Here is a 26,504-nt window from a genome sequence, read left to right as displayed (position 1 = left end):
AATCTCACTCTCTTACTGTCTATTTTTGGATAACACTGCATATTACAATTTACTTAGGCATTTCAATACTCTGTAATAAGGGACATTCATGCGTAAAAATCTTCCGGTTACTGATAGAGAGAAAACGCTTAACAGTAATGTAAAGCTAATTTCAGTGACGGATACTCAAGGGACTATTCTTGAGTGTAATGATGCCTTTGTTGAAGTCAGTGGTTTTGAAAAGCACGAGCTAATCGGGCAGCCTCACAATATGGTCAGGCACCCTGATATGCCACCAGAAGCCTATAAAAAAATGTGGCACTACCTTAAGGCAGGAAAACCTTGGATGGGCCTGGTGAAAAATCGTTGTAAAAATGGCGATTTTTACTGGGTAAACGCTTATGTTACGCCAGTAACACAGAACGGTAAGGTGGTCGGTTATGAGTCAGTGCGCTCCTGCCCCTCAAGACAAGACGTTGAGCGAGCTGCTAAGTTGTATCGTGATATCAATGCTGGCAAGACGAAACGCGCCGCTTTACCCATATCAGTAGAAAATGCTTTTTTAATCTTATCTATCGCCATTTGTGCTGGTTTATTTGGCTTCGGTTTCAAAGAGTTTTCTGAGGGAGTTTTGCTTATCTCTGTCAGTATCTTTGCCTTTTGGGTCTCATTGAATAGAAAGAAAACCCTGAATGCATTAAACGAGATGCTCAATCATGCATTTTCAGATGAACTTGCAGTACAAAGTTACACTGATGAAACAGGTGATTTAGGTAAGCTAAAAGTCGCCATTTTGAGTCAGCTAGCGCATTTAGGCACTGTGATTACCCGCATTGAAACTGCAGCACTTGTCGTTGCCCAAGAGTCTGAAAAAGGCGCGGAGCTCACAGCAAAAACGAGAAAAGATATAGAAAGTCAGCAATCAGAAACGATGCAAGTTGCCACCGCAATGAACGAAATGTCGACGACCATTGCAGAAGTTTCCAAGCACGTCAGTGATACGGCGACGCAAGCTGATACCGCTAATCAGCTCGCTTTTAAAGGTAACGAAGTAGCAAATATCACCCGAAGTTCTATTCAAAAGCTAAAATTGACCGTAGAACAAATTGGTAACTCTGTTCGTGGTGTGTCGGAGCAGACCGCTCGTATTGCCAGTGCTGCGCAAATCATTGAACAGATTGCAGAGCAAACCAATTTACTTGCGCTTAATGCGGCTATTGAGGCTGCTCGTGCTGGTGAGCAAGGGCGGGGTTTTGCGGTAGTTGCAGATGAGGTTAGAAATCTCGCAAGGCGTACTCAGGAGTCTACAAAAGAAATCTACGGTATCGTCACCGAGTTAACCTATCGGGCCAGTGATGCAGTAAAAGTCGCCGACGCTGGAGCTGTTGATGCGGAAGAAGGGCTTTCCCATGTCATTGAAAGTGGCAAAATGTTAAGCGGCATTTCAGAATCAATAGGTCAAATCGCCTCTATGTCAACCCAAATGGCTGCTGCAGTGGAAGAGCAGGCCCATGTTGCTGAAGACATTAACCGTCAAATTGTTAACATTTCCACACTTGCCGATTTGAGTAATGACAGTTCGATGCAACTTTCAGAGACCATTATTTATTTGAACAAGATAGCTGATGAGCTCCATGAGCTGGTAGTGCGATTTAAGCGCTAGCCTTTCAAACTCAGTAACCTTACTTAAACAAAGCATTATTGCAGTACAATTGATAATACTCGATTGAGCAGTAAATTATTGGAGTAACGTTTTGAACGCACCTGAATTTCCTGTTGATGAAGCTGCTCGTTTACTTGCATTAAAGCGGACTAATCTACTGGATACACCTGCAGAGAAGCGATTTGATCGCATTACAAGATTAGCCGCGTCTGTATTTAAGGTGCCAATATGCCTTATTTCTTTGGTGGACAATGACAGACAATGGTTTAAGTCAAAAGTGGGGCTTGACGTATCTGAAACAGGCCGGGATATCTCATTTTGTGGCCATGCGATATTGCAGGAGAACATTTTAATCGTTTCAGATGCAACAAAAGATGAACGCTTTGCATCGAATCCTTTAGTGACCCAAGCGCCACATATTCGTTTTTATGCTGGAGCTCCCTTAAGAGAGCCTAGCGGGCAACCTATTGGCACCCTATGTCTAATTGATTCAGCTGCCAGAGACTTTTCAGTAAAAGAGCAGAAAGAGCTACGCGCATTTGCAGACATGGTAGAGCATGAGATCGCCAAAGTAGATCAAGAACAACTTCAAGAACAATTTTTAAAAGGCGTGGCAAGAACAGCTTCAATACTGGCAACACTACCAGATATGGTATTTGTCATTGATCGAAACTGTCGTTTTTTAGTTTGCAAAGAGCATCCTGACTTACTTAAACCTCAAAAAGACATTTTGGGGCATACTGTCCTTGAGGTACTGCCCAATGAGTTAGGTCATGAACTTGTAGCTTGCCTTAGGCAAGCCTTTTCTACTGATGATGTGATTCATCATAACTACACTTTTAAAAAGTCAAATCAATCGTTCGAAGCGCGGTATAAAAAGATTGATGATAATGAGGTGTTGGTCGTGATTCGTAATACCACGGCACAGGTTGAAGCACAGTCAGAGATAAGGCGTCTCTCTGAAGTTGTAAGGCAGACTACCAATGGCGTGGTAATAACAGATGTAAAAGGTCGAGTTGTATGGATTAATGAGGCCTTCTCCTCTCTTACAGGGTATAGCATTGAAGAAATGCAGGGTAAAAAACCAGGGGAGTTATTACAAGGGCTAGATACTGACCCTGCCACTGTTGCAATAATGAGAGAAGCGCTTGCTCAACAGAACGGCTTTAACGTTGATATTTTAAATTATTCAAAAGCGCAAAATTCCTACTGGGTTAGGATAGCTTGTAATCCGCTGTTTAGTGAAAGTGGTAGTTTGAGCGGTTATATTGCAATTGAAACAAATATTACAAAAGAGAAGCAGGATGAAGAACTGATTCGAAACAGTGATAACTTACTTAAGGCCGTAATAGACGCTAACAATATAGGCACATGGCATTTAAATATTCAAACAGGCGAGTTGATTATCAATGATAAATGGGCCGCATTACTGGGTTACACACTTTCTGAGTTATTACCAATAAACAGAGTCATGTGGGAGAGGCTAACGCATCCTGACGACCTAGCTTATTGTGTAACTGTTCTCGAAAAGCACGCGTCAGGCCTTATACCTATTTATGAAGCCAATATTCGTATGAAACACAAAAAAGGTCAATGGATATGGATAAATACCAGAGGGCGTGTTTCTTCAAGGACATATGATGGCAAAGCGCTATGGTTATTGGGTACGCATTTTGATATTAATGACCAAATAATTGCAGAAAGAGCGCTTAGTGATAAGTCACGGCAGATGGAGGCCGTTGTAGAAGGCTTACTTGATGGCATTATTACTATTGATTGTCGTGGTAAAATTCTGACATTTAACCACGCGGCACAGGAAATCTTCGGCTATACGGAATATGAAACGCTTGGAAAAAATATCAGCATGCTTATGGCGTCGCCTCATCGGGAGCATCATGATAGTTACTTATCAAATTACATTGAACGTGGCATAAGCAACATTACCGGACGTATTCGCGAGCTTGAGGCCTTGCATAAAGATGGTTCTATGTTTCCCATTGAACTTGGAGTTGTTGAAGTTCAAATGGCTGGAGAAGTAAACTTTATCGGTGTTGTCAGGGATATCACTGAGCGTAAACAACGTGAACATGAAATTCACCAGCTAGCATTTTATGATCCACTGACATTCTTGCCTAATCGACGTCTGTTGTTGGACAGATTGGCGGGAGCTATAAACCATAGCGCTCGTACAAATAATTTCTCGGCGTTACTATTTCTTGATTTGGATAACTTTAAAGACCTCAACGATAGTGCTGGTCATAATAAAGGTGACTTACTGTTGTGTCTGGTAGCTGAGCGTCTTGTCAATTCAGTTACACAAGGTGATACAGTAGCGCGTTTAGGCGGCGATGAGTTTGTTATCATTGCATCAGATTTAAGTCATGATCCAACATTAGCAGCGAACCAGGCTGAAGGACTTGCGCAAAAAATCATGGATAATTTAGCGAAGGAATATAATCTTGACGGTCTGACTTACAATAGTTCTGCTAGCATTGGTGTGACACTTTTTAATAATGGGAACCTTCCAAAAGAAGATTTGTTAAAGCAAGCTGATATGGCTATGTACAAGGCTAAATATGCTGGCCGAAATGGTGTGCAGTTTTTTGACCCACAAATGCAAGTCGCAGTAAGCTCAAGAGCAACAATTATTAGCGACTTATACGCTGCAATCCTAGGCCAGCAATTTGTTCTTTTCTATCAAAAACAGGTCGATCATCTGGAGCAGTGTATTGGTGTTGAGGTGTTGTTGCGTTGGATACACCCAGAAAAAGGAATGGTGTCACCATTGCAATTTATCCCCTTAGCGGAGGAAACCGGTCTTATTGTGCCCATTGGCGAGTGGGTGCTACAAGAAGCTTGCGCTACTCTGGCAAAATGGTCTTTAGAATCGGAAAAACAACATCTTAGCATTGCGGTTAATATAAGTGTAGTTCAATTTAGCAAAGATAATTTTGTTCAGAGTGTTTTCAATGCATTAGAAATCTCAGGTGCAAATCCACAGTTACTTAAGTTGGAAATTACGGAAACGCTGCTCGCAAATAATATCCCCGATGTTAAAGCTAAGATGCAAGAGTTGCAGCAACACGGCGTGGCTTTCTCAATCGATGATTTTGGTACAGGTTATTCATCCTTATCTTACTTAAAGCAATTGCCAATAAATCAGTTAAAAATTGACCAAGGATTTGTACGAGATATTATCAATAGCAGTAATGATAGGGCCATTGCTCAGGCGGTTATAACGTTAGCCGATTCAATGGAGCTGCAAGTCATAGCTGAGGGAGTTGAAACAGAAGCGCAGCGCGCGTTATTGCAGAGTATGGGGTGTCACACCTATCAAGGCTATTTGTACGGAAAACCTTGTCAAATACAACAGCTGAAAATTTAAGCGCCATTTGAGTTGTTTATCGAGATAATTTTGAACTACTTATCTACAATATTATGGAAAGCGGTCATTTAAACATCCACAATCGCGCGTGGAAAATATCCGATTTTCGCTCGTAGCGACTAACCAGTCTAGTGCCATGCTCTAGTCTCGGTAAGGTAATTGTCCTCACCGAGACTGTTGCACTAAGGCTTTTCTTGCAGTGGCGTACAGTATCAGAACTGGTAGTTGACGCTCAGACTGTAATTCGCTGGTGCGCCGTAATAAGCAGAGCATATTACAGTTAACGCACTTTATAAAAAAATGACTCTGCTACGCTAAACATTTAGGCTCAACGGTGCTGACTCATGCTCAATGCTTTTAAACTCGCGCCATTCTGGTCGGTAAAAGGCATAAGCTATTGAATGACTGAAATTACTCTTAAAAAGAGCCCTGGCTATTAGTGTCATCCTTACCTGAGTCGGTATTGATTTCAGGGCAAGTTCGCGGCAACAATTTAGTAGGATTTTTCATTATAGGCCAGTATTGGCGTGTGTTTTAGAGCGATTTAAGCAATACCAATTTAGTAGGGTTTTTCGGTGAAAGCCAGTATTTATAAAGCTTGCAGGACGGTTGGAGCGACAATTATTTAGTAGGATTTTGCAATGAAGGCCAACAATGTCGCTGGTTTTAGAGTGGTTTATGCGACTAATAATTTAGTAGGATTTTCACTTAAGCCTTGCAATAACGATACTTCCGGAGCAGTTAACCAAAAAACTTGGTATGATTTTCACTTAAAACCAGTAATTAGTAAGCGTCCGGCGATCTCAGGTTGGTGTTCTGATTTAAGTATCCACTTAATTTTTAGTGGACACTTAGCGCCTTAAATCACAGTTACCTGAGTGTTTGTAGATCCAAAAGCTGTTGATGTAGGAAGGTGGCTGACTTGCTTGTGAAACATTTCATCAGCTCCACATTTCTGGAAGGTGGCGTTTCCAATCTGATAAGTCCAAATTTCCCTTGTTATTCTTCAAATAGAGACTCAGCCCCAATTAACGGGATAAGTCTTAACAAAACATCTTCCATCACACCGTTTTCAGCGGTAGTAATCATCTTCACGCTACGGTCTTTCCAAGAGAGCGTTTGAATCAAACTTGAGGTAACAACACTAGGCTTTTCAAGGTTTTTTACTGGTACTTCAGTAGCTTGACCGCGAATACTGGTACTAATCGGACAGCAGATAAGTAGCCCTGTTTGCTGATTGTATTCTTTACTTGAAAGGACAAGAGCTGGACGGTACTTGCCGATCTCTTTGCCTTTCACTGGCTCAAAATCTAACCAGATAATGTCATTGCGTTTAGGAATGTACTGCGCCACTACTCGCCTAACTCCTCAACAGAGACAACAGCCAATTCATCAGCATGTGCCGTATGAGCATCTAAGCCGTTTAGAAGTTCTTTTTCGCTAAACGGGAAGCGTTTCTTTTGGCGCTGAATAGGTTCAATAGTGATTTTCTTTCCATCAGCTTTAACCTCAATATCAGCCCCTTCAACCAAGCCAAATTGACGAATAAACGCAGCAGGAATGATGTTACCAAGACTGTTGCCAATTTTTCGTACTTGAGTCCGCATATTTCAACCTCAAAAGTGGGTACATTGTTATAACGAAATTGATTGTATACCTTTTAACCGCGGTGTCAACATTGTTATAACTTAAAAGCTAACTCAGCTGCCTTTGATATTGAGCTAATACGATTCTCATTTAAATTCTAAAAAGTTTTCAACTTTAAAGTCATAGTTTCAAAAGTTATTGTCTACAGGCTTTACCGAATAAACTTCTAAGCCTGCCGCTTAAATGTTCACGTTTAAATTGCGTTATGGTCTCAGTTAACAGCAGCAAGCGTAAGAATTATCCGTTTATAAATTTGTGTTAAAAGACGGTACTCTGCTATCGATTTACTCGTCGGTGATCTTCGGCCCTTATCGGTTGATATTGATTTGACTTAATTAAATCTATTCAGTAACTTAATTTATAGTTAAGCAATTATAAGGTGTCGCTTGGATAGCTTAGATGAATTTCAACTTCAGTCTGATGTGGCATGGCAACTTTCAAGTTGGGTGATTTTGGAGTATGAATCTTATGTTAACAAAGAGAGGCTATATCAACTTCTGGTAGTTTATGAGCGAGATGGTCCTGAAGCAACTTTATATAAATTAAATGTATTTAGTCAAAAGCTCAGCCTTAATTTCGTGCTCATTGAGGGTAATTCGTTTATTTGGTGCCCAAATAAAAAAAATACACAGGTATTGTCTCTTGACGATTATCTTGCTGATATAAATCATATTTACAAATTAGCAGACTATATTGGCAAATTACGAACTGAAAGACACTATGTAAATGTTGTTCAGAAAGATCAAATTCCAGACTATTCTACTATCCCTTCGCAAAGGTACTGGAGAGCATATGTTGTTTTTTTACAGAATATTGCCCCAATGTGGAGTTTATCAGCTAAACAAGCGGCTTTGTTAGTGACTGGACACTCTAATATGGGGCCATTGAGTGAGGATGATTTCAATAATTATTTCACTGCGGCTCATCGGGATAGGCTTCATTTACTGTTGCTAATTCAAAGTAATTTGGAAAAATTCTATGGCAAAGATAGAAAAGAAATTTTGCAGTGGCTAAATACTAAACATGTTAATTTTGGCAATGTCTCAGCGTTTAATTTGATGGCTTCAGAAGAAGCAGGCATTTTAATCGTTCACCAAAATACTTCATTCCTCTTAAAAAATAAGCTCACTGGTTCATAATTCATCCATATCATGATGTATAAAAAATAGTATATAAAACGCTAGGCGAAATCCCTGAAGTGCAGGAGGGCGATTACGTTTTTGGATAGGCTCATTTTTATTGAGTTCTTTTATATTTAACCAATCCTCTGTTTCTAGCCTACTCATGATATCTAGATGAATTGCAGCTGTTTTGGGGTATTTGGGATCATAGCGGTCATCGCGGTTAAAGTTAGGCAGTTCCTTTGTCCAATGGTCCCACCAGTATTGACGTTCCTCACTATCAAACTGATAGCGACAGACCAGCGTTAATCTAACATTCTGAATATAATCATCATCTATGCTGATTAATTTAATTACCTCATACCACAGCTTTAGCCACTTTTCGCCATCAGTGTCAGGCAATGATGTTTTTCGGAATCGAAGATCAGACCATTCAATATCACAGAAGTCCACCATATATTTCGCAGCTAAAATCACTTTTTTTGGTCATCAACGGGCAGTACATTATATCTGTTTAATATTTCACCAATAACGAGTTGTATATTCTCTTGCTTAGGTATTTTTACCAGTTTATCAACAGCGACTTTCTTTACTTTTTGAGAGCCAATATAGCCTCTACGTGAGCTGTTCTTGAATCTGAGTTTGACTTTTCCGTACTTGTGAGGGCTTTGCTGTTGACTAAAAAAGTAGTGCACATTTGCAATTGCTTTGTCAAAAAGCATTTCATCAATATTGTAGTTTTTTATGCAGGTTGTTCTATTTACATCATTATTAACATGTTGCAAAAGAGCATCGTAGATCAGCAACTCATCAATAGCGGTTGGCGTGATTTGTGTCAACGGCGCAATGGTATTTGGTGACAGCGTTAGCCACGAGTCAGTGCAAACAATGGATTCAGGATAGATATTGCTTACATGTTCAGCCAACTTATTTTGGATAAAACGATTAAAGCCATCAAAATAAGTACTACTGTGTTCTTTTTTATTTATTTCTCTGTAAAGGGTCCGAGTAGTGAAACCGGACAACGTAGCTTTTGCTTTATCAGTTAAATCGGGTAATTGTTGCTGTAGATCAGACCAGATAATCCAATGTGCGCTATGAATATAGTGGCAAAGTGTGATTGATGGACCTGAGTGACCGATGAATGAACTGATTGTATGCAAGGTGTTTCTTGCTGGTTGATCTTCATTTCGATTAAAAATATGGTTTTTGGCATCCGTTAAATGTTTAAAGGTAGGATGTTTTTGTAAGGCAGGGATCGGGTGGCTAAATTTATGAATATCGGCAGTCCAATACCAAAACAACCAAGTTGCAAATGAATGTCTTAAGTGGTGAAAACGAAAAGTATTATCGCCAGTAACACGTTGTAGTAGCGTTGTAAGAGGCATAAAAAGATGGTTGGCATGCACACCTTGCGCATCTCGGGAGAATAGCGGCGATTTATCACCGAAATAAAATAAAAACTCTGAATCTTCCAATCCTAACTTGAGTCTTTCAGTGCAATAATCAGCAAAAATATTTTTTTCTTGTTCATTTAGCAGGTGGCCAATAGGCAAGCGCCGTTTTGCGGATATGCTTTTTAGTTCTCTCGCTTGCGATGGCCAAATGATCAACGTTGCCAAGTTTGGTATCGTATTCTCGTTGCTGATACTCCATTCCAAATCACTGAGTTTTAAAAATAACAGTTCACTTCGACGCAGACCGCAGCGAAATCCTAGTATTAATGAGACGGATACGGCTTTTCGTTTCAGATCAAAAAGTCCTGTGATTTCGGCCGATTGTTGTAAAAAATCTATAGCATTATCATATTCCCAAGGCATTAATATGTTTGCATCAACAAGATTGGCTTGGTCTTTATTACCTGCGACGATAAAACTCTGAAAGATATAGCAAGGCTTAACCTGATAGTCGAGCTCTAACAAAATATGAAAATCTCTGAGAATTTTAGCCCTTCTAGCTTTTACCGCAGTGTTTTTGCCCGCATCAATGATCAGTAAATAGATATCTTCTAACTCATCGATAGACATATTGAGTGGATCTCGATAACCGATATGTACTTGAAGAGGAATTGCTACTGATCCAAGGTATGACAACAGTGTTGATGGTTTGAGTTTTCCCGACCATCTGCTTTGTCTTGTTAAACGGCTATGTGTCCATTCAACTAAAAGCTTTGTCACTGGGAGAATATTATTCTCCTTAAGCATCGGCTCATTTTTAATCGCATTTGCAAGCGACATTGATTTATTGGGATTTTTATGACTTTCTGCGTCATTATGTTTTCTTTTTTTGTATTCTCTCAGTTGCTGCTTAACCGAGGTTAACAGTGCTTTTGAATTTAAGAAGCTTTTGCTGTTGGTTGATTCTTGAGTAATGCTAGGGATCGCATGCGTTTTCGACGACTCTTCAGGTTGTGCATGGTCAATTGAAAGTGGTGGTGTTTTTTCACTTATCAGCCTTAAAAGAGGTTGTAATTTGAGTGTAAGGTTAATCTCTTTACCCGTTAAAAGTGGTAGTGAAAAAGGTGTTAAAGACAAATAGAGCAGACTATTAATCACTCTAAATAGCCAGCTTAATTTAATATTAGTCCTCGTTTGTGCTGGATTCAGTAGTAAGAACCTACGAAGATAGTGCTCAGGTGATCTTATGATTTCAAAACATGCTTGAGTGTTATACCAATGCTTAATAAGAAGTACTGTGAGGTTATCAGGGGTCCAGTTGTAAGGTTCATTTGCAGAGCCTCGTAATTCAAACCAAATCAAGCCTTTTGCAGATTGTAATTGCTTGTTATAAAGCAGGGACAAAAAGCTATTTAAATGAGATTGATTCAATAATCCACCATGTCGAACGGCACAGTAGAGTAGTCTGCCAAAGAGCGCTTCATCTGAAAGCTCCTGCATTTCAAGACTTTGAATAAAAAAAGTATCGAACGAAACAACCTCTTGGATTTCGTTGATATTGTCCTCGCGGATGGGGGGGCTTGGACGAATGAGTTTTGCCGGATTTTTAATCAGGAAGTCCGCACTGTACGAACTTCGATTGCTGTCTACATAGCTATTTAATTGTGCGGTGAATTTAACTTTTTTAACTGACTTTGACGGGTTATTTTCTGCTTTAAGCAAAGTCCAAAATATCTGGTCATAGTCCTGCTCTGAAAGGATACATATATTTTTTTCATTAATTTTTAGATTAAGGTTGCTCAGCTCCGTTCGGACAACTTTGTTTAGTTTTTCGTATTTCATGATGGCATTCCTTGGATAACCTTGATCCCAAGGATGTTTGATAACTCTGTTATGTATGGCTCGATGGTTTGATAAATTGCACGCATACTCAGTGTTGAACTTGAAGACCAAAATTGTTCGCCGATATTGGCATGGCCTAATACAGCATCAATAATTTCATGAGGAACTGGAGTGAATGTTGACTTAATCGATGAGGGGTCTTCCAAGAAAACTCTGAGTAGTCTTCTGTTTGAATTAACGGGCGCATCTATGTAATGAGACAATTGTTTATCATAGGAACTTACAGAAAATGGGACTATTTTCAACTTATCAGATTGGGTTGGCTCAATCTCTAAGAAAAAAAGTCTGGGTATCTGTTTTACAGGTGTTCCTAAACGGATCAGGCGTCCTTTTACGGCTAGTAGATGTTCTTCATAATGCTGCATCTGCTCAATAACTTCATTAACCAGAGGAATGTAGCGAGTATTGAATTCATCAGACTGACTTTTTTCGCGACGAATAAAAACTTTTGCAGGCAAAATAATATTTTCAGGTACAACAATAGGCGTTTTAAGCGGTCTGAGACCTGTTTGCAAACCGGTACAGAACAGCACATAAAGTGTAAAAAGGTTATGAAAATCATACCATTGCCGATAGTCTGCCCAAAGCTCTGAATACTTAATAGTGTTTGTTTTCAGGGTCTCAATACATTTTTGAATAACGGTATAATCAGGATGCCATTGTGAGCCTATATGTTCTTGTTGGTTACTTTTTTTTACGATAATTTGAGTGGGTGTTTGGATCGCACCTTTTATAATGGGCGCTAACAATTTAAGCAGACTGGTGTATCGATTTTTTAAAGTCTGTGTTGATAAAGTAGTGTAATAACTTCTGGCGATACTACCTGGCGGCGCCCTGTTATAAAGAAGGGTTGTCGTTGCTTGACCATATATCTGACATGACATAATGAGCATATGGTTACTGATCCGCGCTAATCCTCCTTGTTTGCCTTGTATGGTTTTATCGACAGTTGCTTGTAAAGTGGGTTTAAGTTCTTCTAGTTCAAAGCCCACAATTTTTGATTCGCTTGATAAATTGCTTTTCCTAAAACGTTCAAATGTGGCGGCACAAAATTGACTTGCAGGAAGTCTTAAGTATTTTGCGACTTTTAAGCAGTCACTTGTTTTTTCATGTGTCTTATATTTTAGGTCGAAAGCAGGAATGATCCAATGATGATTACTCAGGTCATAGGTGATATTTGTGTCAGTAGCGTTATCTTTTATTTCGTTGACAACACGTAATTCAATGGCATTCTCGAGCGGGGACGCAGTAAAAAACATACACATTAAAACGATCTGTTGGATCTGTTCAAGTGGCGAATGTTGCTCTGACGCCAAAAAAAACATGAGTTTTTGGATTTCTTGCGGTGACAACAACTGCAAACTATATGGAACATAGTTGTTTTGTCTCTCAAGTCTTTTAAGGGTGTCATTTGATACACGCCGTTGATGAAACTCATGAACATAAGATTCTAGAGGGATGCTTTCGTCAATAATCACAAAAGTACCAGTATCATCCTCGTCTACAACTTCGCCTGATAATAAGGCTTCAGGATCAGGTTCTTGTGTGGCTTCTATTAATCCATAAATAATAGGCTCTTCATCATCAAGCTCTGCCAACGTAAATGGGGTCAGGATCGTGTTACCTATTCTCTCTCTAACAGTCTTCGAGCGAGTCTGGGTTCTTGTTTTTCGGCCAACATTTCGGCGTTGAATAGGTGAACCACGGATCAAGCCAATTACACGTCGGACGTATTTAGCATTATCATAGATAAGCAACTTGTCATGGAGTGGATTGCTTTGGTCTTTACGGAGCGATTTAAGTTCTTTTGAAGCGGAAGGAAGTGATAACTCAGCCCTTAGTTCTTCTGCAAGCATATCAAGAAAAACGTGTAAAAGTTGAACTGTATTCGCTCTTCGGGTAGAGGTACTCAGACGTTGTGTTACGATGTCAGACTTAATCAGATGTCGGTAACCGATACTCATCCTGATAAAATCGCTGTTTTTAAATTCTATTTTTATATTTGATTTACGAGCTTCTGCGACAAGCGGTTGGATAAAAAGAATTGTTTGATGAAACTCAAGTACGGCACTTTTTTCTTGGCTATCCGTTGTATACAACATGGTATAAAGAGGATTTTTGCTGATGACGCCTCTTAAAGCTTTCTCAGGCTGGGTAGCCCCAATTGCTGCTGCAAATAGTGAGGAATTATGGGTAGCTTGCTCAACCAAGGGTAATAGCTTTAGTGCAGTATTGAGATAGCCAGAAGCTTGACTCTTCAGTATCGGGTTATTCTCAATTTCACTTATTAATTTTTGTGATAAACAGGCAATCGTATTTTTTAGAACAACATGGAGTCGAAGCAGATTAGTTGGGCAATTAATAAAATTAAGAAAATTATTATTCTCCTGTGAAACGGGTATGTTAAGCGATGAGAGAACATGTCCATAGTTAAAAATGATCTTAGTTTCTGACATCGATTTTTTGCTTACTGGTAAGTTTTTTAAACAGTGTTTTGACTTTGTCGTGGCCAATATTTTCAAACAGCTGCTTTGTCTGTTTTTCTGGATTTTTTGCGCAATTAAATAAGCGTAATGAACCTGCAATATCCGCAAGTGCTAGGTTAAATAATTCAGGCTGAGACAGTTCATCCAGATCATGCAAACAGCAGTTGATCACTTGGTCTTCTTTTAATAACAGCTTGGCCATTTCAAAGGTGCGAATACCTGCAATTAGCAAATAACCGAGTTCGGTTTTGACTAAATGAAGTGGATGTAAAATTAATAGGTTTTTAACGAGAAGTTCGGTGCACTCATTCGGCCCTAATAAATACATTATCGATGAGGTTTTAGAGGCAAGCCCCTTAATTTCTTCATGATAATCAGTGATGTCAGAAAGTTTAATCGATGCTGTTATCAATTAAGGCCTATTGTTAATATGAGTGGTATATCAAGCTATATAACAATAAATTTTTAGCATCATCAAGGCAAAAAGCCTACATTTCTTCAATTTCTTGTATTTGATGTAAAAAGCCACATCTATTACCACTGGCTTCCTAACAAACTCAGGGACAGTCATTCAGTCTAGCTTTTAATAAACTACTAGTTGTGAACCAGTGACCATCTGACCATCTAATAAACCTATACTTTTGCGCGAATTTTCCGCAAATGTCATTTGCAAACTCTATGAATATATTATCAATTACATATTTCTGACATGCAGGCTAAGTTAGATGCTGCACCACAAACGGCTACGATACGAAAACAAACCGTGGAGCACCCGTTTGGGACAATAAAAATGTGGATGGGTGCCACTCACTTTCTAATGCGGCGATTTACAAATGTCAGTACTGAAATCAGCTTACACATCTTGGCATACAACCTGATGCGTATTTCGGTGATTCCGAACAGCGATCCCGGTGTTATCCGATCACTCGTTAGCCGTTCTTTTTCATAACTATAGTTTTACGCTAAGTGATCGGATTGGTCTAGTTTTCTCATCGACTCTCCTGTTAATTCTATTCGGTGACTGTTGTGTAATAGCCTATCTAATAGTGCATCAGCGATTGTCGGGCTTGGGATCAGTTTGTACCACTCACTGGCCGGTATTTGACTGGCGATAATGGTGCTTGACTGCTGGTAGCGTATTTCCATCACATCCAACAAGTCGTTAGCCTGTCGCGCTGTTAGTGCTTCCATGCCCCAATCGTCTAGAATGAGTAGTTTACGTTTAGCCAAGGTGCTCAGTTGTTGGCGGTATGAGCCGTCGGCATGGCCGATATGTAGCTCATCTAACAGCTCACCGAGCCGGTAACAACGTACGCTGTGATGCTGATCACACGCTTGTGTAGCCAGCGCGCAGGCCAGATACGTTTTACCGCAGCCCGTTGCCCCCGTTAGGATAATATTCTGGTTGTAGTGCAGATATTGACCGCTGAGTAAGGCGGCCACTTTATCTTTTTTAAGCCCTCGACTCGCTCGATAGTCTATATGGTTAGCTCGGGCATCCACCCGTAACTTAGCCTGGCGAGCCAATCGCTGCACTTTGGTATTGTCACGGCACAGTAGCTCATGTGTTGCCAGCAAGCCTAATCGCTCTTCGAAGCTCATGTCAGAGTAAGTAGCCGGTTGCGTCTGTTGCTGTTGTAATGCTTGAGTAAAATGGCCAAGCCTCAACGCACGCAGTTGCTCATGTAATGTCGATAAACTCATCTCAGTTCTCCTTATTGATAATAACGTGGACCACGGATGTTGTGGTGGGTCAGCGGTGGTGTAGCCTCTGCTGTAGTGGCAATGCCGATGCGTTCTTTGTTATTCACCAGCAGGTTTGTAATGACTTTAAGGTAGGGCTGCTCCAGTAGCAGAGCTCGTTGGCTAGCCGCTTCAAGCCTGTCGTTACTATACTTTTTAGCCAAGCTTAGGATTGCAAGGCAGCTTTTAATCGCCTGCTCAGGATGTTGGCGTCGTTCAAGCTGGAAGCTGATGACTGCCCTGACGCCATTGCCTATGCTGTCAGCCCAACTCAGTAATCTTTCCGCGCTCCAGCGCTGTTTGATATGCGCATCAGGCATATGCTCTTTGACGGTAGTAAACCCTCCGTCTTGATGTCTTCTGGGGTGCTGGGCCACCACTTTTCCTTGGTAGTACACGCAGATGATTTGCGCGGTCGCTTCCACAGTGACGGTATGGCTGACCAGATTATGTGGGACGGAGTAAGCGTGTTTTGCATACAACACATGATAGTCAGGCCCGACACGCGCTTGCTTGCTATCGATGTACTCGTAAGGATAGGCCGGTAATGGCATCAACGCAGGCTTATCAAACCGAGTGTAAAGTTCATAACGAGAGCCTGGATGTACGCGTTGCTGACGATGATGAAGATCATGCAACAGCTCGCGGATCCGCTGATTCAAACTGCTGAGTGTATAAAAGTATTCATGGCGTAAACGCATGAGGATCCAGCGTTCAACAATCAAGACCGCGTTTTCAGCTTTTGATTTATCTTTGGGTTTATAGGGCCTCGCGGGCATGACGGCGGTGCCATAATGCCGTGCCATTCGAGCATAATTTTCATTGATAACAGGCATGTAACGATGGGTTTTGGTGACTGCTGAACGCAGATTATCTGGCACTAACAAACGCGGGATCCCCCCAAAGAACTGGAAGGCACGAGTATGAGCCATGATCCAGTCCTCCAGCTGCTGAGAGCGTCCTGCTTCAACATAGGTGTAATTAGAGGCACCCAAGGTCGCAACGAAGATTTGCGCAAAAAAGCCAATCTCGCCGGTATCAGGGTTAAGAATGGCCACGGTTGGGCCGCAGTAATCAATAAACAACTTGTCACCGGCGATGTGAAGCTGCCGCATGCTTCGCTTGAGGCTTTTAAGCCACGTTTGATAGTGCTCACAATATTGTGTGTAACCATAGGCCGTAGCGGGATCCAAATCACGATATTCCTGCCATAACAACAGCTTCGTCATGCCTTTGCGCTTTAGCTCCTGATGCATGCAAACGAAGTCTGGTTGGCGTTTATGCCGAGAGGTGTTTTTGCCCTTATAGACGGCTTTTTCCAGTTCAGTATCACTGGTTTCTTCGCCCAAAGGCCAACTTAAGCCGCTAGCTGCAAAACGTGACAAGATTTCGCTAACAGTGGCAGGGCCAACAGCGCAACACTTGCTGATGTCTCTTAAACTGAGTCCAGCGTTAAAACGAAGCCTCAAAATGTCTTTAATTTTGCTCATGTCTGTTCTCTTTCTAGCCATGGTCAACGCCTACCTAAGTTAATTAAAATTAGGTAGAGCTTACCAGTTGATTTGATTAGAAAAAGAATGGCATTTCGGCATTCCGATCAGCTATTTCGGAAAAGGGCTAAAAGTGATCGGATTAAACCGAAACAAGCGATCGGATTAAACCGAAATGAGTGATCGGATTGAACCGAAATCAGTGTTCGGATTCATCCGAAACATGCATTGTCCCATCACGGCCAGACTGCCATACCAGAACTGGCGATCCGGCCCAAAATCCATATAGTGCTCGACTTTTTCCTGATAGATCCGGCTTTTTAACTGCCCCCAGTGGGTATCGCGCTGCCAGCTCAGGTTAAGCCGCAGTTGCTGATTATCCAGCAAGTCCATACGCTGGTTAGCAAATCCCTGATAGGGCATCGCCTGATAGCCCAGCTGTACTTCAAACTGATCATCGGTTTGCTGGTAAGCCAGCCGCAGCTGATGATTCTGCGTTTCAAAGGCCGTGGAGGCGACCTCATTCAGCGGCAGGTTATGGCCAGGGCGGCCTGTGGCGGTTTGCGTTTTAAAATCTGCAGCAGCACGGTAGTTATTGCCCCGGCTCCAGTTGCCGCTATAGCTGGCAAAATGTTGCGAGTCGCTGTAGCTTAGCTTCAGATTGCCGCCCCTTGCCTGATTATTACTGCGGTAAAAGGCACCGCTACTGCCGGCAAAAGTCGCGCTGTCAGCAAACTCGACTGGTGTGGATTCGCTGATAATGCTGCCGCCAATACTATCACCACCCAGGCTCACCGGCGTGACACCGGCAAAGACCTGAATTTTACCGATGTCCGATGGCGCCAGATAAGACAGCGGCGGGTTCATATGATTCGGGCAGGCAGAGACCAGATCCATACCATCAACCTGGATCCGCAACCGGTCGTCCGCCAAACCGCGAATACTGGGTAAACCTGATACGGCACCAGCCTGTTTAATACTGACCCCGGCAAACTGACTGAGTATTGACGCGGTATCACTGGTGGCGGCCAGTCGATTTTTTATGTCTTCTGCCGAAGCTGCCTGGGCTGATTTTTTCGGTAACGCCTGTCCTGCCACCTGAATATGCTCGATCTCTGCTGCCTGCAGCGTGGTGGAATAACTTAATATCAACGCGAAAGCACAGCTTGAAAGTGCAGAGGACACAGCAAAAGCGCAGGGCTTTAATATCATGGGTTAACCTTAAATTGAGCTAAGCAGTTAAGGTTAATGGTAATAATTTTGGTCGCGTAGGTTAATGCGACAAATTGTCGCAGCAACGACAGACAGCTTGCGTTGCTTTATTACGGACGGTGTTTCAGTAATTTACGTTGCAAGGTGCGGCGGTGCATCCCCAAACTTTGCGCGGTTTGTGAAATATTGCCATCGTGTTCGGCCAGTACCCGTTGGATATGTTCCCATTCAATTTGTTCTGCAGATAAAAAACCGCTGTCGGCCGTTTTGATTTCGGGCTCGGTCGGGCCAAACAGGCTTTGTTTCAGCACCTGAAAATCGACAGGTTTAGTCAGATAGTCATCGGCCCCCAGCTTTACTGCTTGCACCGCAGTGTTAATACTGGCATAGCCGGTCAGCACAATAATTCGGCAATCGGGTAATGCTTGGCGCAGTGGCCGGATAAACTCCAGACCGGATTGCTGCCCAAAGCGCAAATCCAGTAGATATAACTGCGCCTGTTCGCTAATCAGTTGATCTATACTAACCGGCCCGGCAAAACAAACTAACTGCCAGTCTGGTTGGCTAAGGCGTCGCTGCAAGGTGCCGAGTAAGGTACTATCGTCATCTACCAGAACAAATTTTCTCATCATTCTTGATCTTTAAATGTAATCAGCGTTTCCATACCGCCTTGTGGCAGGTTGCGGCGCTGCACCTGACCACCTAAGCGTTCGATAGAGATGTTAGCCAGAAATTGCCCCCAACCGAGGCCATGTTCACTTTGTAAAGGGTAATGCCCCAATTCGGCTAACCGTTGCTCGGATAATCCCTCTCCAAAATCGGTAATTTGCAAACGCAGTTGTTGTTGTTTTAACTGCAAACTGAGTTTTAATCGGGGCTGCTGGTTCAGGATGCTGGCAGCAGCAGCATTCTCCAGGATCTGGAACACCGCTGAGGCCACTGCGGTCGCTTCCATGATCCGGCAGTGACTTTGATCACTGGATTGGGTCAGCTCAACCTGGAGTTCCGGTCGGGTGACAGCCCAGGATTGTAAGCTTTGCTGCAGCACCGGGTACAGCTCTGCTGCATCGAGACTACGCCAATCTCCGGCGCTTTTTCGAAGTTCATCAATAATTTGCTGGCAGCGTTTGAGCTGTTGCAGCATGTCCGCTAAGGCCGGATGCCGCAGTTCACTGGCGACCTCATCGGTTAACAACAGTAAGTTTTGAATAGGGGAGGCCAGATCATGGGCGGCATTCGCAGCGTAAGTGGCAATCGCCAGCGCTTTTTCCTGACGTAACTGATTTTGCTGTAGTGTATTAAGTTGCTGCGATTTCTGGCGAATGAGGCTAGTTTGGTGGCTTAGAAACCAGCTGAGTAGAATCGCCGAAATGCTAAAAGCACACCACATATGCCACATGTGTTGGGTGAACGGTTGTAATACTTCTTGGTGCAAGGTGTGATGGCCAAGCGCCATGTCGGATTGAACCAACGCCGTTAAATCGCCCAGCCAGAGCAATACACCATAAAAGCTGATCGCTGTGAAGGCAAAGATATAGCCAATCCACGCCGGCAGCAGTACAGTCGTTACTGCGACGGGCAGCAATAGCAATGCAATAAAGCCATTACTGGCTCCGCCGGACAACAGCAGCAATACAAAAATCGCCAGAAAATCTAGCGCGATACCCAGCACTAAAATTTGCCGGGTGCTCTGCCAGCTTACAGGTAGCAGTGGCAGCGCCAGGTTAGTCGCCAGCAAGTTTAACAACACAAGAGATATGGCAGGCACCCCAGGAGGTAACCGGAAAATCTAGCAACCAACCTGTTACTGATAATAGCAACAGGATCGTCAGCACAACGACCCTAAAGCTCATCAGCTGCCAGAAAGCCGAGGGGGGCACTTGCAGGTTGGATAATAGATTATTCGCTTTCATTTTCAGCTCCGGTATTAGAGCCTTTGCTGTTGTTTGCACAGTGCTGGCTAGAATTATTTAAGGCAGCATACTACGCAACATCCAAGCCGTTTTCTCATGCACATTCAAGCGTTGCGTTATAATATCTGCTGTAGGTTGGTCATTAGCCTCTTCGACAAGCGCAAATAATGAGCGGGCTGTTCTGGCGGTTGCCTCTTGCGCCTTAACCAGATGCTGCAACATTTCATTAGCGCTTGGTACGCCCTCGATTTCTTCAAAGCTGGCTAACTTAGAGAATTGTTTATAAGTCCCTGGTGCAGGATGTCCTAAGGCTCTGATCCGCTCTGCGATATCATCCAGCGCATTCCACTGCTCGGTATATTGCTCCATAAACATATTGTGCAGGCCATTAAATTGCGGACCTGTCACATTCCAGTGAAAATTATGCGTCATCAGATAAAGCGTGTAGCTATCGGCCAGTAATTTTGACAGACCCGCTGCAATTTGCTTACGGTGTTCGTCACTGATCCCAATATCAGGATTCTGTAATCCAGCTTTTTCATTACTCATCGTGTTTTCCTTGTTTTTTCCGACATACATAAAAATAACCGTTTTAGTCGCCACTCCGGCACTATCATTGATTATTGAGGCTTTACCGCTACCACCTGACAGACCGCGGCCATGCCATTGTGTCCGGTGCCTTCGACCACTTCCCGTTCACATGCCTGTAGATGTGACATGGTCAGGCCTTTGAGCTGTTCATCGAGCATACAAAGGCTATACAGCATCTTAATATCCTGTGGGCCACCGGTTTTAAAACTTAGTTGTTCAGGTCGGTAAAACTCGCCAATAAAAAGCCCGTCAGGTCGCAGCGCTGTTTTAATTTGCGCAAATACCCGATCCCGGATGGCTTCTGGTAAATGCATAAAAATAGCGACGATAAGATCCCATTTCTCTTCACCAAGCGCATAGTTCGCCAAGTCACCCTGTTGCCAGCGTACCTTTACGCCGGCTTTGTCTGCCAGTCGGCGACCTTTATCCAATGCCACCATTGAGATATCGACGGCGGTCACATCATGACCTAATTGCGCCAGATAAACGGCATTTCGTCCTTCACCCTCGGCTAAACACAGCACTTTTGAATTTGGCTTGATTCTAGCTATCTGACTGACCAAAAAGTCATTTGGCATTTCGCCATACACATAGTTTTCCTGAGCATAGCGCTCATCCCAAAATGTAGAACCGGACATATCTTTCCTTTTTAACTTTATTACGACGACTTAATCCCGAGCTCAGCAGACTGCGGGTCAAAATGATAAGCATAAAAAACCACCGGGATGACCACTAAGGTCAGTAAGGTGGAGATAAAAATACCAAAGATTAATGATACTGCTAGGCCACCAAAAATGGGGTCGTCCAAAATAAAGAACGCGCCCAACATGGCTGCCAATCCAGTTAGAATGATTGGGCGGGCCCGCACGGCGGAAGCATGAATAACAGCGATTTTCAGTGCGGTACCCGCTACAGTTTGCTGCTGAATATAGTCCACCAGCAAGATTGAGTTTCGGACAATAATGCCGGCAAGGGCAATCATGCCAATCATCGATGTGGCGGTGAAGGCTTGTTGCATTATCCAATGTCCTGGCAATATCCCAATTAAGGTTAGCGGAATGGGCGCCATAATAATCAGCGGCACACCGTAAGATTTAAATTGTGCCACGACTAATAGATAAATCAGCACTAATCCCACCGCATAGGCTAATCCCATATCGCGAAAGGTTTCATAGGTTATTTGCCATTCACCGTTCCATTTTATGCCAGGTTGGGTAGATGCCTGGGGTGGGGCGATAAAGTGCTGCTTGAGATCAGGGCGTTGCTGCTTCAGGTGCTTACTGATTTCGAGCATGCCATACAACGGGCTGTCGCTGCCACCGGCTAGATCCGCAGTGACAAAGACGACCGGTCGCAAGTCTTTCCGATAAATTGTTTGTTGTCTTGATGTGGTTTCAATGCGGAGCAACTCACCTAGTGGCAAAGTGGTACCATCTCTTGTCGCAATGGGTAACTGCAATAATTGTGTTAAGTCTGCTAGCTCAGCCTCGGCTAAGCGCAGCGAAATCGGTGTGAGTTGATAGTGCTGTGCTGAGTATAAATACCCGGCAGCCTGACCGCTGATGGCAAGTTGAATGCTTTGATTAATGTCACTAACCGCCACGCCGAGTAAAGCCGCTTTTTGTTGATCAATCTGGAACAACCAACGGGTCTGGGCGGCTTCCTGAGTTGAATCAATGTCGGTAACATGGCGAGTTTTGGCGAAGAATTGTTTGAGCTCAGTAGCAATAGCTAACTGGGTGGCATAGTCTGCGGCGTACACTTCGGCTACCAGAGGTGCCATCACCGGTGGCCCGGGTGGGACTTCGACCAATTTTATGCTACTGCCTTCTGGCACCATGATCTGTGAAAGCTGTTCGCGAATTTGCAAGGCGATGGTATGACTTTGCTGATCACGCGCTGTGTGCGGATAAAGGTTAACCTGAATATCGCCATGCCACGGCTGTTGGCGTAAATAATATTGCCGGACCAAGCCGTTGAAACTAATCGGTGCCGCTGTACCGGCATAAGTTTGTAAATGCGCGACCGCAGGATGTTGTAGTAATTGCTGGCTGATGTCGTTAAGCACTCGCTGCGTTTGCTCAAGGGTGCTACCTTCAGGTAAGTCAACAATGATTTGAAACTCGGATTTATTATCAAAAGGTAGCATTTTTAGCACTACAGCTTGTTGTTGTACTAACAACATTGAACTGAATATCGCAATAAGTAGCGCTAATAACATCAGTAACCGATTACGTTTACCCTTCTGTTGGTCTAAAAAAGGTGACATCAGCCGCTTAAATAGCCGCTCACTGCCAGCGGTTGAGGTGTCGTGATGTGCGTCCTTCGGCTGATAATTAGCAAACACTTTATAAAATAACCAAGGCGTGAAGATAAAGGCGACCAGTAACGACAACAACATTCCCATACTGGCGTTAATCGGGATCGGGCTCATATAAGGTCCCATCAAACCCGACACGAAGGCCATCGGCAACAGCGCCGCGACTACGGTAAAAGTTGCAAGGATGGTCGGAGCACCAACCTCATCAACTGCTTTAGGAATGGCCTCTAGCAGACTTTGCTTACCCTCCAACCAATAGCGATGCAGGTTTTCCACCACAACGATGGCATCATCGACTAGAATGCCGATCGAGAAAATTAAGGCGAACAGTGACACCCGGTTTAAGGTAAAGCCGTAAGCCCAGGACGCAAAAAGTGTCAGAGCCAGGGTAATAATCACCGCCATACCAACCACGAAGGCTTCTCGCCAGCCAAGAGCAAAGCCAACCAACAGTACGACTGAAAGCGTGGCGAATAACAATTTTTTAATCAGGGTGTCGGCCTTGGCTTTCGCGGTCTCGCCATAGTTTCGACTAACCGTGTAGCGCACACCATGCGTCATGTAATCGTCACTCAATGCTATCAGCCGCCGTTCAATGGCCTGAGTCACTTCAACCGCATTCACGCCCGGTTGTTTGGACACATACAAGGTGACTGCAGGGTATTGGTGTAGTTGAGTGTCGTCAGATCCTGCGCTGATATCGCTTCTATCAGCGTGCACGATATGTTGCACATAGCTGGTTGGTTCAGCAGGTGCAAGAGTAATGTCAGCAACGTCACCTAAATACACCGGTACTTTGCCGTTTTCGGTTTGTCTGACGGCGATAATAAGCCCGGCTACGTCTTCAGGCGTTCGCAGCGGGTGGCCGGATTCTAATAAAATCTGTTGCTCCTGCTCCAGCATGCCCATTTGCTGGCTAAGCCCCTGGCTTTGTAATAACGCAGCCTTAACACTGGCCAGGTCAAGCTGGTAGGCTGCCAGCTGCGCGACACTAAAACGCACTAACAGTGAATCCTGGGTATCACCTATCGGATAAATATCTCGGGTGCCCGGTACTTGCTGTAGTTGTTCAGCCAAACTTCGTGCCGCAGCACTGAGTTGGCTGTGAGTAACCGTCTCGCGATCTCCCCACAGCGTGACCGCAAATACGGGCACATCATCTATTCCTTTAGGTTTAATTAAAACCGGGCCAATACGGCTATCTGCAGGTTGCCAGTCTGAATTAGCATAAAAAGCATTATAAAGACGAACTAGTGCATCGGTGCGGTGCTCACCGACTTTAAATTGCACGGTCAAGACGGCCATGCCGGGTTCAGATACCGAATAGATATGTTCAATACCGGCAATTTCAGCAACGATTTTCTCGGCAGGCACAGCGACCTGTTTTTCCACCATGGCGGCACTGGCGCCGGGATAGGCGATAAAGACATTGGCGAAGGTGACTTCAATTTGTGGCTCTTCCTCGCGTGGGGTCACCCAAACGGCGAAGGCACCAAGTAAAAAACCGACCAATGCCAACAAAGGCGTAAGTTGATTTACTCTAAAAAAACGGGCCAGCTGACCGGCAATACCAAGCGATTTAGTCATGCCAAACTCCTGCTATTCCATTATCGCTGAGGGTTGTTGACCCGTTGCAGGCAGTGACGCATTGGCTATAACTCGATCGCCTGCTACCAAACCGGACAGGACTTGTAGTGTACTATCAGGCAACTCCTTTACCCGGACCGGCTGTAAGATGCGACCACTAGGAGAGGCTAACCACACGGCTAGCATTTCGCCCCGTTTTACTAGCGCGAGCTTGGGGATAACCAACATAGTGTGCTCTGCTATTTTTAGCTTCAAACGATGCCAACTTCCAGGATAAAGACCATGTTCTCGATAATCACCCTGAGGTAAATCAAGCCGGAATAAAAAGCTATGGCCAAGCCGATCAGCTTCCGGAGCGATTTTAAGTTGGATGTTGTTAAGTGGAAGTACCGTGCCATCCTGCGCAACCAATTGTGCCATAGTGACTTGCTGGGCTGCAGCCACGTGTTGCTGCGAGAGTTGGCCACTTATTCGCAAGTGCTCCAGACTTAATCCCCGAATTAAAGGTTGTCCGGGATTAGCCAGTTCACCTAACTCGACAAAACGTTGCTGGACAATGCCAGTATACGGAGCGCGCACCACGGTTTGTTCCAGTTGTTCAGCTGCCGCCATTAATGCTGCCTGTGCTTGTTGATGTCTTGCTTTGGCAGCGGCGAAGTTAGCATTGGCCTGATCCAGAGCGGATTTAGCGACCAGCCCTTGTTCATGTAGTTCCGTGATCCGCTGTTGCTCTTTTTGCATTTCATCAAGCCGGGTTTGGGTTTCGTTGGCTTGCGCCTGAGCTTGTTTAAACCTCGCTTGCTGTTCGATATCAGTAAAGCGCACGATGATGGCGCCTTGTAAGACCATATCATTCACATCATAAGGAAGCTCAGTGATACGTCCCGAGGTTTGTGCTGAGACTGTCGCGGACGAGATGGCTTCGATTGTTACAGGCAGTGTTAGCCATTGTGGAAGAGTTTGCTGCTGAACCGTAAACCAGGTTTGCGCCTGAACAGGTGTAAACAAGAACACTATAAGCGAGATAGCGAGATTGCGTAGCGAATACATTGTTTACCCCTACTAAGAGAATAAATGTTTAATAACCAGGTTATTATCAAATTTAAACCAGACGAATTATACTTTAGGGAAAAATAATAAAGTTATTAACTTACAAACAGACTCTTCGTCAATCAGTTCATGAGCCATATGTCCAAAAATCTGTCTAAAATTAACGCAAAAAAGGCTAATGCAGCAATCATTGTTAATGCAACAGTGCATGCTGAACAAACCGCGGTTTGCATATCTGCTGATAATTCGGTCATGTCATCAACCAGATTGTTTTGCACCTGTTGAGTCAGGATGCCTGAGCTCAGATAAATCAAAACGCTCTGCCTTCACCGACTTCCTCATGCGTCACCCCATCTCGAATATGGTAAATCCGTTTAAAGGTTGGAATGATTTTTTCGTCATGGGTCACCACAATCACCGCTGTTTGAAAACGTTTAGCCATCTCGTTGAGCATCCGTATTACGGACAGTGCCCTGACAGAATCGAGGGGGGCAGTCGGTTCATCGGCCAGGATTACCGGCGGTTTGTTCACTAATCCACGGGCAATGGCAACGCGCTGTTGTTCACCACCTGATAACTGAGATGGCATGGCATGAGCCCGATGTTGCACATCCAACGCAGTTAGTAGCGCCATGGCGTGTTTCCTAGCGGTGATATTGTCCATACCGGCCAGCATAGGCAGTAAGGCAACGTTATCCAAAACATCGAGAAATGGAATTAAGTACGGTGCCTGAAAGACAAAACCGATTTTATCGCGGCGTAATGCTCGCAGATCCTTAACCTGCCAGCGCCCGTCAAAAATCACTTTATCACCCAGGGCTATTCGTCCCGCAGTTGGATCGATTACCGCTCCCAGACACTTCAATAACGTACTTTTACCCGAACCGGAAGGCCCGATTAAGCCGACGACTTCACCGGGAGCAACTCGCATATTAACATTTTTAAGTGCCAGGAATGCAGTATCACCGGTGCCGTACTGTTTGCTGAGTCCTTCAATATGAATGCCTTGTGTGGGCAT

21 protein-coding genes and 1 pseudogene are annotated in these 26,504 nt (G+C 43.7%); 5 read left to right on the top strand and 17 right to left on the bottom strand.

All coding sequences use genetic code 11. The features are described 5' to 3' along the window. Window positions 1–88 precede the first annotated feature (88 nt). The 3 genes from ACUJFL_RS17405 (at window position 89) to ACUJFL_RS17395 (ending at window position 5,890) form a co-directional block, all read left to right on the top strand. Window positions 89–1,642: a methyl-accepting chemotaxis protein gene (locus ACUJFL_RS17405; RefSeq protein WP_445428129.1), complete on the top strand. Its 1,554-nt coding sequence runs from the start codon at window positions 89–91 to the stop codon at window positions 1,640–1,642. 91 nt (window positions 1,643–1,733) lie between these two features. After that, window positions 1,734–5,027: a bifunctional diguanylate cyclase/phosphodiesterase gene (locus ACUJFL_RS17400; protein ID WP_445428128.1), complete on the top strand. Its 3,294-nt coding sequence runs from the start codon at window positions 1,734–1,736 to the stop codon at window positions 5,025–5,027. A 641-nt stretch (window positions 5,028–5,668) separates the two neighbouring features. After that, on the top strand, window positions 5,669–5,890 hold the full coding sequence (locus ACUJFL_RS17395) for a hypothetical protein (protein WP_445428127.1): 222 nt from the start codon (window positions 5,669–5,671) through the stop codon (window positions 5,888–5,890). Between the two features lie 136 nt (window positions 5,891–6,026). Here the strand turns inward: ACUJFL_RS17395 and ACUJFL_RS17390 are convergent, their stop codons facing one another. Next, window positions 6,027–6,380 (bottom strand): type II toxin-antitoxin system PemK/MazF family toxin, encoded by a 354-nt coding sequence (locus ACUJFL_RS17390; protein ID WP_445425660.1) that lies wholly within the window; start codon window positions 6,378–6,380, stop codon window positions 6,027–6,029. After that, on the bottom strand, window positions 6,380–6,634 hold the full coding sequence (locus ACUJFL_RS17385; RefSeq protein WP_445425659.1) for an AbrB/MazE/SpoVT family DNA-binding domain-containing protein: 255 nt from the start codon (window positions 6,632–6,634) through the stop codon (window positions 6,380–6,382). Before ACUJFL_RS17385 ends, ACUJFL_RS17390 begins: the two co-directional genes overlap by 1 nt. 426 nt (window positions 6,635–7,060) lie before the next feature. Between ACUJFL_RS17385 and ACUJFL_RS17380 the strand changes: the two genes are divergently transcribed. Then, complete coding sequence (locus ACUJFL_RS17380) at window positions 7,061–7,813, top strand: hypothetical protein (protein ID WP_445425658.1); 753 nt, start codon at window positions 7,061–7,063, stop codon at window positions 7,811–7,813. On the opposite strand, the gene ACUJFL_RS17375 is transcribed toward ACUJFL_RS17380, so the two are convergent. From ACUJFL_RS17375 to ACUJFL_RS17360, 4 genes are read right to left on the bottom strand one after another with little or no spacing between them, the layout of a single operon-like run. After that, a complete protein-coding gene (locus ACUJFL_RS17375) occupies window positions 7,808–8,272 on the bottom strand; it encodes a hypothetical protein (protein ID WP_445428126.1) in 465 nt (154 codons plus the stop codon). The two genes, ACUJFL_RS17380 and ACUJFL_RS17375, sit on opposite strands and share 6 nt — an antisense overlap. Then, window positions 8,269–11,034, bottom strand: coding sequence for a tyrosine-type recombinase/integrase (locus ACUJFL_RS17370; RefSeq protein WP_445428125.1), 2,766 nt, complete (start codon window positions 11,032–11,034; stop codon window positions 8,269–8,271). The genes ACUJFL_RS17375 and ACUJFL_RS17370 overlap by 4 nt, the downstream gene beginning before the upstream one ends. Further along, window positions 11,031–13,550 carry a hypothetical protein gene (locus tag ACUJFL_RS17365; RefSeq protein WP_445428124.1) on the bottom strand — a complete coding sequence of 840 codons (2,520 nt, stop codon included), beginning with the start codon at window positions 13,548–13,550 and terminating at the stop codon, window positions 11,031–11,033. Before ACUJFL_RS17365 ends, ACUJFL_RS17370 begins: the two co-directional genes overlap by 4 nt. Then, window positions 13,537–13,992, bottom strand: a complete 456-nt coding sequence (locus tag ACUJFL_RS17360) for a hypothetical protein (RefSeq protein ID WP_445425654.1) — start codon at window positions 13,990–13,992, stop codon at window positions 13,537–13,539. Before ACUJFL_RS17360 ends, ACUJFL_RS17365 begins: the two co-directional genes overlap by 14 nt. Before the next feature lie 297 nt (window positions 13,993–14,289). Between ACUJFL_RS17360 and ACUJFL_RS17355 the strand changes: the two are divergent. Next, a pseudogene (locus ACUJFL_RS17355) lies at window positions 14,290–14,529 on the top strand (transposase); the annotation flags it as partial. A gap of 8 nt (window positions 14,530–14,537) precedes the next feature. Here the strand turns inward: ACUJFL_RS17355 and istB are convergent. The 11 genes from istB to ACUJFL_RS17300 form a co-directional block, all read right to left on the bottom strand. Then, entirely contained in the window at window positions 14,538–15,284 is a 747-nt protein-coding gene (istB, locus tag ACUJFL_RS17350; RefSeq protein WP_445425653.1) for an IS21-like element helper ATPase IstB, read from the bottom strand. Between the two features lie 11 nt (window positions 15,285–15,295). Then, window positions 15,296–16,834 (bottom strand): IS21 family transposase, encoded by a 1,539-nt coding sequence (gene istA, locus ACUJFL_RS17345; RefSeq protein ID WP_445425652.1) that lies wholly within the window; start codon window positions 16,832–16,834, stop codon window positions 15,296–15,298. Between the two features lie 144 nt (window positions 16,835–16,978). Beyond that, on the bottom strand, window positions 16,979–18,025 hold the full coding sequence (locus tag ACUJFL_RS17340) for a TonB-dependent receptor plug domain-containing protein (RefSeq protein WP_445425651.1): 1,047 nt from the start codon (window positions 18,023–18,025) through the stop codon (window positions 16,979–16,981). A gap of 110 nt (window positions 18,026–18,135) precedes the next feature. After that, on the bottom strand, window positions 18,136–18,657 hold the full coding sequence (locus ACUJFL_RS17335) for a response regulator transcription factor (protein ID WP_445425650.1): 522 nt from the start codon (window positions 18,655–18,657) through the stop codon (window positions 18,136–18,138). Then, window positions 18,654–19,763: an ATP-binding protein gene (locus ACUJFL_RS17330; RefSeq protein ID WP_445428123.1), complete on the bottom strand. Its 1,110-nt coding sequence runs from the start codon at window positions 19,761–19,763 to the stop codon at window positions 18,654–18,656. The genes ACUJFL_RS17335 and ACUJFL_RS17330 overlap by 4 nt, the downstream gene beginning before the upstream one ends. After that, a complete protein-coding gene (locus ACUJFL_RS17325; protein ID WP_445425648.1) occupies window positions 19,750–19,938 on the bottom strand; it encodes a hypothetical protein in 189 nt (62 codons plus the stop codon). The genes ACUJFL_RS17330 and ACUJFL_RS17325 overlap by 14 nt, the downstream gene beginning before the upstream one ends. A gap of 57 nt (window positions 19,939–19,995) precedes the next feature. Then, entirely contained in the window at window positions 19,996–20,487 is a 492-nt protein-coding gene (locus ACUJFL_RS17320) for a Dps family protein (RefSeq protein ID WP_445425647.1), read from the bottom strand. Between the two features lie 71 nt (window positions 20,488–20,558). Then, entirely contained in the window at window positions 20,559–21,167 is a 609-nt protein-coding gene (locus tag ACUJFL_RS17315) for an SAM-dependent methyltransferase (protein ID WP_445428122.1), read from the bottom strand. Window positions 21,168–21,187: 20 nt separating this feature from the next. Further along, on the bottom strand, window positions 21,188–24,436 hold the full coding sequence (locus ACUJFL_RS17310) for an efflux RND transporter permease subunit (RefSeq protein ID WP_445425645.1): 3,249 nt from the start codon (window positions 24,434–24,436) through the stop codon (window positions 21,188–21,190). Between the two features lie 12 nt (window positions 24,437–24,448). Continuing rightward, window positions 24,449–25,486 (bottom strand): efflux RND transporter periplasmic adaptor subunit, encoded by a 1,038-nt coding sequence (locus ACUJFL_RS17305; protein ID WP_445425644.1) that lies wholly within the window; start codon window positions 25,484–25,486, stop codon window positions 24,449–24,451. Between the two features lie 310 nt (window positions 25,487–25,796). Next, window positions 25,797–26,504, bottom strand: a complete 708-nt coding sequence (locus tag ACUJFL_RS17300; protein WP_445425643.1) for an ABC transporter ATP-binding protein — start codon at window positions 26,502–26,504, stop codon at window positions 25,797–25,799.

This window comes from Alishewanella sp. HL-SH05 (assembly GCF_052655985.1).
The sequence above is the reverse complement of the archived record's forward strand: the minus strand, read 5'-3'. Positions and strand labels throughout refer to the sequence as shown.

What these genes read in the sequence shown, in the direction of transcription:
- ACUJFL_RS17405 (WP_445428129.1), top strand. Translation starts at nt 89, where the DNA reads ATGCGTAAAAATCTTCCGGTTACTGATAGAGAGAAAACGCTTAACAGT.
- ACUJFL_RS17395 (WP_445428127.1), top strand. Translation starts at nt 5,669, where the DNA reads ATGAAGGCCAACAATGTCGCTGGTTTTAGAGTGGTTTATGCGACTAAT.
- ACUJFL_RS17385 (WP_445425659.1), bottom strand. Translation starts at nt 6,634, where the DNA reads ATGCGGACTCAAGTACGAAAAATTGGCAACAGTCTTGGTAACATCATT.
- ACUJFL_RS17370 (WP_445428125.1), bottom strand. Translation starts at nt 11,034, where the DNA reads ATGAAATACGAAAAACTAAACAAAGTTGTCCGAACGGAGCTGAGCAAC.
- ACUJFL_RS17365 (WP_445428124.1), bottom strand. Translation starts at nt 13,550, where the DNA reads ATGTCAGAAACTAAGATCATTTTTAACTATGGACATGTTCTCTCATCG.
- istB (WP_445425653.1), bottom strand. Translation starts at nt 15,284, where the DNA reads ATGAGTTTATCGACATTACATGAGCAACTGCGTGCGTTGAGGCTTGGC.
- istA (WP_445425652.1), bottom strand. Translation starts at nt 16,834, where the DNA reads ATGGCTAGAAAGAGAACAGACATGAGCAAAATTAAAGACATTTTGAGG.
- ACUJFL_RS17340 (WP_445425651.1), bottom strand. Translation starts at nt 18,025, where the DNA reads ATGATATTAAAGCCCTGCGCTTTTGCTGTGTCCTCTGCACTTTCAAGC.
- ACUJFL_RS17335 (WP_445425650.1), bottom strand. Translation starts at nt 18,657, where the DNA reads ATGATGAGAAAATTTGTTCTGGTAGATGACGATAGTACCTTACTCGGC.
- ACUJFL_RS17325 (WP_445425648.1), bottom strand. Translation starts at nt 19,938, where the DNA reads ATGAAAGCGAATAATCTATTATCCAACCTGCAAGTGCCCCCCTCGGCT.
- ACUJFL_RS17320 (WP_445425647.1), bottom strand. Translation starts at nt 20,487, where the DNA reads ATGAGTAATGAAAAAGCTGGATTACAGAATCCTGATATTGGGATCAGT.
- ACUJFL_RS17315 (WP_445428122.1), bottom strand. Translation starts at nt 21,167, where the DNA reads ATGTCCGGTTCTACATTTTGGGATGAGCGCTATGCTCAGGAAAACTAT.
- ACUJFL_RS17310 (WP_445425645.1), bottom strand. Translation starts at nt 24,436, where the DNA reads ATGACTAAATCGCTTGGTATTGCCGGTCAGCTGGCCCGTTTTTTTAGA.
- ACUJFL_RS17305 (WP_445425644.1), bottom strand. Translation starts at nt 25,486, where the DNA reads ATGTATTCGCTACGCAATCTCGCTATCTCGCTTATAGTGTTCTTGTTT.
- ACUJFL_RS17300 (WP_445425643.1), bottom strand. Translation starts at nt 26,504, where the DNA reads ATGCCCACACAAGGCATTCATATTGAAGGACTCAGCAAACAGTACGGC.